Below are 6,311 nucleotides of genomic sequence, written 5' to 3'. Positions count from 1 at the left end.
CCAGTTGCTCCGGTCGAGCCCGTCGCACCAGTCGAGCCAGTTGCTCCGGTAGAGCCGGTTGCTCCGGTAGAGCCAGTCGAGCCGGTAGCTCCAGTCGAGCCGGTCGACCCTGTCGCTCCGGTCGAACCAGTCGAGCCCGTCGAGCCGGTAGAGCCAGTTGCTCCGGTCGAGCCCGTCGCACCAGTCGAGCCAGTTGCTCCGGTAGAGCCGGTTGCTCCGGTAGAGCCAGTCGAGCCGGTAGCTCCAGTCGAGCCGGTCGACCCTGTCGCTCCGGTCGAACCAGTCGAGCCGGTCGCACCGGTCGAGCCGGTCGCACCGGTCGAGCCTGTCGCACCGGTCGAACCAGTAGAGCCGGTGGCTCCAGTCGAGCCGGTTGCACCGGTCGAACCGGTAGCTCCGGTCGAGCCGGTAGCTCCGGTCGAGCCTGTTGCTCCGGTAGATCCGGTTGCACCAGTCGAACCTGTCGCTCCGGTAGAACCAGTCGAGCCTGTAGCTCCGGTCGAGCCAGTTGCTCCAGTCGAGCCGGTTGAGCCTGTTGCTCCGGTCGAACCAGTCGATCCGGTTGCACCAGTAGAGCCCGTCGAGCCTGTCGCACCGGTCGAGCCGGTCGCACCAGTAGAGCCGGTTGCTCCGGTATCACCGGTTGCACCTGTGGCTCCCGTAGAACCGGTCGAGCCGGTTGCTCCAGTCGATCCGGTCGAACCGGTCGAGCCTGTCGCTCCGGTATCACCAGTTGCACCTGTGGCTCCCGTAGAGCCGGTCGAGCCGGTTGCTCCAGTCGATCCGGTCGAACCGGTCGAGCCTGTCGCTCCGGTATCACCAGTTGCACCTGTGGCTCCCGTAGAGCCGGTCGAGCCGGTTGCTCCAGTCGATCCGGTCGAACCGGTCGCTCCGGTATTACCGGTTGCACCTGTGGCTCCGGTAGACCCTGTCGAGCCGGTTGCTCCGGTCGAGCCGGTCGCGCCCGTGGCTCCTGTCGAACCCGCACCCGTGGCGCCGGTCGCGCCGGTCGCGCCGGTCGCCCCCGCGGGTCCGGTCGCGCCTGCTTGGCCTGTGGTGGCGATAAAAGAAGCGGTATCAAAGAAATTGCCATTATCGCCATTATTAGCAGGCACCGGGGTAAAACTATAACCTCCTACAACGGGGGAAAGCGTACCGTATAATTTGAAATTGCTGTCGTAAACGAAATAAATATCAGTAGTGTTTGGAACTGTTATAGTTGCTGAAAAGTCACTAATTAAACCATTTTGGTTTGCGGATGGAAGCTGGAACGCACCAACAACTGTATCATCCCCAGTATTAAGCGCCGGATTAGTCGGCGGAGCCACGTGAGTATCCACTATATAGTACGTGTTAACAGCCGAAGAGTTGCCGCCCGCAGTTATGATCCCATGGAGTGTAAGATCGGCGGCAAGCACCCCCGAGTAACTGGCCACGCCAGCTGAAGTCATCGGAGGCAAAGGCGTGGACGAGCTTACGCGTGCGGATATCTCCCAGGAGCCGCCCAGAGCGGCCGCGCCAATCAGCGACCTGGATGCGAGAACGTCCGCGCCCACTGCCTCTTCCAGCGCCTCTATGAAGGTTTCGCCCGCATTGCCCGATGCCGTTTCGCAGCTCCACAGCCGCAGTTCGCCGTCCGCGGCAAGCGCCCGGCCGATCGCGGCAAGATCCTCAGCCTCTTCCTTCAATGTGGCGGTAGACCACTCTCCTGCAGTGAAGCTGATCCGGCCAGGCGCGCCATGCGCGAAGACGTGCACCGCATCGAGCCCTGCGTGCCCTGCGAGCGCGGCAGCGATCTGCCGCGCCGCCGGCCGGCGGCCGTCGAGCACAATCACTTGAACCTCGGGGCGCACGTTGCCGAGAACCGTCTGGAGGTCGGAGACTGAAGGATCGACAAAAAGAATTTCAGAGGCACGGGCCATGACTGGCTCCTGTTGGCTTCGAATTCAATTCACGGGGACACAGCCCACCGGCCTGGCCGGCGAGCGCTGGGGACAAGGGGCTTGAGACGCGTCACCTTCCGGACGACCCGACGGCGCCGTCGGGCCGTCCTACGGCTGGGGTCTCGACGCGAAGGAAGCTGGCGGCCTGGAAATTCCCGCCATCATCAAACGTTCCAATGCCAAGTGAGCCGGCGGTGCTCGGGACCTTGACGGTGAGAGCGACGGCGAGGCTTCGCTTGACGGCTTTGGGCAGGATGACCTGACCGACGATCGCGCTCTTGGCCGTGTCCAGAATGAAATACGTTGCATTTTCGGTCGTGTCGCCGATCGGCAAAACGCCCCGAACAGTGACTTCCATGACCGCAAATCCTGCTGTGTAGCTCATCATGTCCTCCTCGTCCGCTGCGGCCATGCCGCAGCTTCCTCTTGTTTCGTATCCTTAGATTTCAACTGCTGATTTCACTCGCCGCCGAGTCCAGATAACTCGCGCGGATCGGCGGATCGACAAAGTCTCAACCCACGTTGGCTGCAGCTCCGCAAGCCAACCGGCGACGCGCAGGGTGACGAGACCGGCGCGCAAGACTTGACGGCGTCTTCGCGCTGCTCGATCGAACGTGTTCAATGAGGTGGGTGTGAAGTTCGCAGACGCGCTGCGATCCACAGGGCGCAGAGGAAAACCCGGCAATCTCGGGACAATCCTGGCTAGCGGCCAGGTGCGGATAATGGAGGGACTGATCGAAGCCGAACCCGCGTCGCGAGCGCATCGTTTCGTACTTGGTATCACGCCAACCACAGCCAACTCCCGTAACGCACGTGCCGATTTCTCGACGACGACTTGCGAGGGAACCGACTACTCGCGAGGGAATATCAGGTTGGGAAAACGCTGGCCTTGAGTTCAAGGCGATACGACGTCTCTCCAGCACGTCAACAAACGCCCCATGCGCCCTAACGCACGAAGTGATTTGGCCCTGCGCGCCCTCAACGCACAAAGTAACTTGCTCCAGATACTCTCCTGGTCTTGTAGACTGCGTAGCCGACAGGCCCTCTGCCCGGTCCGCGGCTACCTTCCCATGCACAAGACATTAGTAAATTCTAAATTTAGCAACTTGTAAATAACGAAGTTAACGATTTATTAATTGTTGAGGACAAGCAACTACTTTTCGGCCGAGATCGAAATGGCGCGCATGGCCCAAACGCCTTGAAAAAACCGAGGCTTAAAGACGTCCCTGGGCTCGCGTCGAGCCCTCGATGTCGCGGAAGAATTTGTGCGTCAGCGGTTGAGCCGACGGGAACGTTTGTTCGCACCCCCCGGGTGCAAGGGTGAACACGAGCCCCCTTGCTGTGACGGAAACCGCTGACTAACAATGGATAGGGTTGAGATGCTGAACAGGAAGGGGCGATCGATCTCTGCAACAAACGCCATGCAAATGGCCGAGGCCGCGCGGAATGTTGTCTTGCGAACTGTTCCCCTTCAACAATTTCGAGCAGCGTGTAACGAACGCCGCTCCGCCGAGGGATTAACATGAGCACCATCGGCCTATGCATGATCGTCAAGAACGAGGCAAAGGTCATCCTGCAATGCCTCGCCAGCGCGCTTCCTCTCGTTGACTATGTGCTCGTCGTCGACACAGGTTCCGGGGACGGCACGCAGGATATCATCCGTACCTTCCTGACCACCCACAATGTAAATGGCGCAGTCATCGACGAGCCCTGGCGGGACTTCGCATACAACCGAACCTTCGCCCTTGCCCGGCTGCGTGAAGTCGAGACGGTCGACTACGCCATGATCATCGACGCGGACGACACTGTGGTTCAAGACCCGGGCTTCGATCCGATCGAGTTCAAGTCGCGGATGGAACATGATCTATACGACATCGAGGTGTCCCATGGTGGCATTTCGTTTTATCGCCCGCAGATCTGCCGCAACCGGCTGCCGTTCTCGTTCAAGGGCGTGCTGCACGAATATCTCGAGGCCCCTCCTGGCAATCTCACACGCGAGACCGCCAAGGGGTTTCGCGTGGCGACGGGGCGTGGCGGAGCACGCAGCCAAAACCCGCGAAAGTACCAAGACGACGCGGCTGTTCTTGAAAATGCGCTTGCAACGGAGACCGATCCCTTCCTTGTTTCGCGATACACTTTCTATTTGGCGCAGAGCTACAGGGATTGCGGTGAACGTGAAAAATCGCTGGCGAACTATCTGGAGCGTGCCGAGCTGGGTTTTTGGGACGAGGAGGTCTATGTCAGCCTGCTCGAGGCGGGCAATCTCATGGCAGCGCTGGCACGGCCATTCGACGAGGTCGTTGCCGTATTTGAGCGTGCGACGCAGGTCGTTCCCACCCGCGCGGAGGCTCTTCACGCCGCGAGCCTCTATTGCCGCAACCAGGGTCGGAATGCGGAAGGAATGGAATTTGCGCGTCGAGGGCTCGACCTTACCCAACCCGCTGGACTTTTCGTACAGCCCTGGGTCTACGATCACGGACTGCTCGACGAGTTTGCTGTCAATGCCTACTGGACAGGCGCTTACCGGGAATCGCTCGACGCCTGTCTGAAATTGCTCGCCAGCGACAAGTTGCCAGCAGACATGCTGAAGCGCGTGGTGGCCAACGCGCGCTTTGCCGCCGACAAGCTTCAGGTCGGCGAGCCAGCGGCTTTGGGCAGGTTCGGCGCCGAGAGCTTGGTTGAACAGCACAAGCTCATCCCGCAGCGTTCGTTGCGATCGCGCATCAAGGGCACCCCACGCGTCCTCATAGCAATCTTGGCAAAGCAGAAGGAGCCGGCACTGCCGCTTTACCTTGAGTGCATCGAGGCGCTCGACTACCCGAAGGAGTCGATCGTCCTCTACATCAGGACGAACAACAACACCGACAGGACCGAGCACATATTGCGCGAATGGGTAGAGCGTGTGGGCCACCTCTATGCGGCGGTTGAGTTCGACGCCTCAGACGTATCCGATCGTGTGGAGCAGTTTGGCGAGCACGAATGGAACGAGACGCGCTTCAGAGTGCTCGGTCGAATCCGCAACATAAGCTTGCGGAAAACTCTCCAGCACGGCTGCGATTTCTATTTCGTTGTCGACGTCGACAATTTCGTGCGACCGGCTACGCTGCGAGAACTTGTTGCGCTCGACTTGCCAATCGTCGCTCCGTTGCTTCGCTCTATCTCGTCCGGCCAATACTATTCGAACTACCACGCCGAGGTCGATGCGAACGGCTATTATATGGAGTGCGATCAATATGGTTGGGTGCTCAACCGCCATGTGCGCGGCATTATCGAGATGCCGCTCGTGCATTGCACCTATCTCGTCCGCGCCGACGTGCTGATCGAACTGACATACGAGGACGCCACATCGCGGTATGAGTACGTCATCTTTGCCGACAGCGCCAGGAAGGCCGGCGTCGTCCAGTATATGGATAATCGACAGGTCTATGGCTACATCACCTTCGGCGACGGCCAATACCATGTGAGTGACGGGATCGAGCGCGCTCGAGCGCTGTTGCACGGTGCGGGCGACACCCCCGCATTCACTGCCGCCCCGCCCTCTGTCTCCGGGACGATGCCAGCCCGGCCTGTCGAGCCTACGGGTTCGCCGAAAATTCACCTGATAAACCTCGACCGCAGCGTCGAGCGCTGGAGCAGGTATCAAAGCAACAACTGGCATCTGATGCACAATACGGTTCGCGTATCGGCCGTTGACGGCACTTCTCTCGACAGGGCGGCGCTCGTCGAGGAAGGGCTGATCACCAGTGATTGTCCGTATCCCCCGGGCACGCTGGGATGCGCTCTATCGCATATCAACTTGTGGAAGCTGTCGGCTTCAGAGAACAAGACAATAACCGTTTTTGAAGACGATGTTCGATCATCGTTTCGATTCATGGAGGAATCCGCCGATATTTTATCTCAAGCACCAGCGGATTGGGATATGATACAGTGGGGCTGGATATTTGATCCATCTTTCATTTGGTTGGATTTTGGTTTCTCGAAGGCCAAGCTGGATTTCTACGATCGCCGATATACCAATAGAACTGCCTTGTTTCAGTCCGAGAAATTCGCCAGATCCCTCATCAAGGTTGAGCATTCATTTGGGCTTCAGGCCTACACAATCACACCAAGAGGTGCGCGGATACTTCTGGAAAAATGCCTGCCGCTACGAAGAAAGCTAATCCCATTTCCTGGAACTGCCGTCGTCCTTGACGACACGGGTATCGACTGCGCGATGTGTGCGGCATATGGCTCGATGCAAGCTTTCCTTTGCATGCCACCACTGGTCATTCTGGACGACGAGCAACCTTCAGATCGAGTGGCGGCGGATCAGGGGGTTGGTTAGCCGGATCGGATGGTTGCAGATTCAGGGCGGCGCTTGAAGTTCAC

Annotated in this window: 3 protein-coding genes; 1 reads left to right on the top strand and 2 read right to left on the bottom strand. The window is 59.2% G+C overall.

All coding sequences use genetic code 11. From position 1 onward, the window contains the following. Positions 1-1,922 (bottom strand): DUF4347 domain-containing protein (locus FJ434_RS30415; RefSeq protein WP_246679073.1); only part of this gene is annotated, 1,922 nt, incomplete at its 3' end. Positions 1,923-2,013: 91 nt separating this feature from the next. After that, positions 2,014-2,355: a hypothetical protein gene (locus FJ434_RS27875; RefSeq protein ID WP_140752359.1), complete on the bottom strand. Its 342-nt coding sequence runs from the start codon at positions 2,353-2,355 to the stop codon at positions 2,014-2,016. A gap of 1,110 nt (positions 2,356-3,465) precedes the next feature. On the opposite strand from FJ434_RS27875, the gene FJ434_RS27870 reads away from it, so the two are divergent. Next, positions 3,466-6,267 carry a glycosyltransferase family 25 protein gene (locus FJ434_RS27870; RefSeq protein ID WP_140752357.1) on the top strand — a complete coding sequence of 934 codons (2,802 nt, stop codon included), beginning with the start codon at positions 3,466-3,468 and terminating at the stop codon, positions 6,265-6,267. Positions 6,268-6,311 lie beyond the last annotated feature (44 nt).

This window comes from Mesorhizobium sp. B2-5-13 (assembly GCF_006440535.1).
GTDB classification, from domain to species: Bacteria; Pseudomonadota; Alphaproteobacteria; order Rhizobiales; family Rhizobiaceae; genus Mesorhizobium; species Mesorhizobium salmacidum.
Note: the sequence above shows the minus strand (reverse complement) of the source record. Positions and strands in the feature narration are given on the sequence as shown.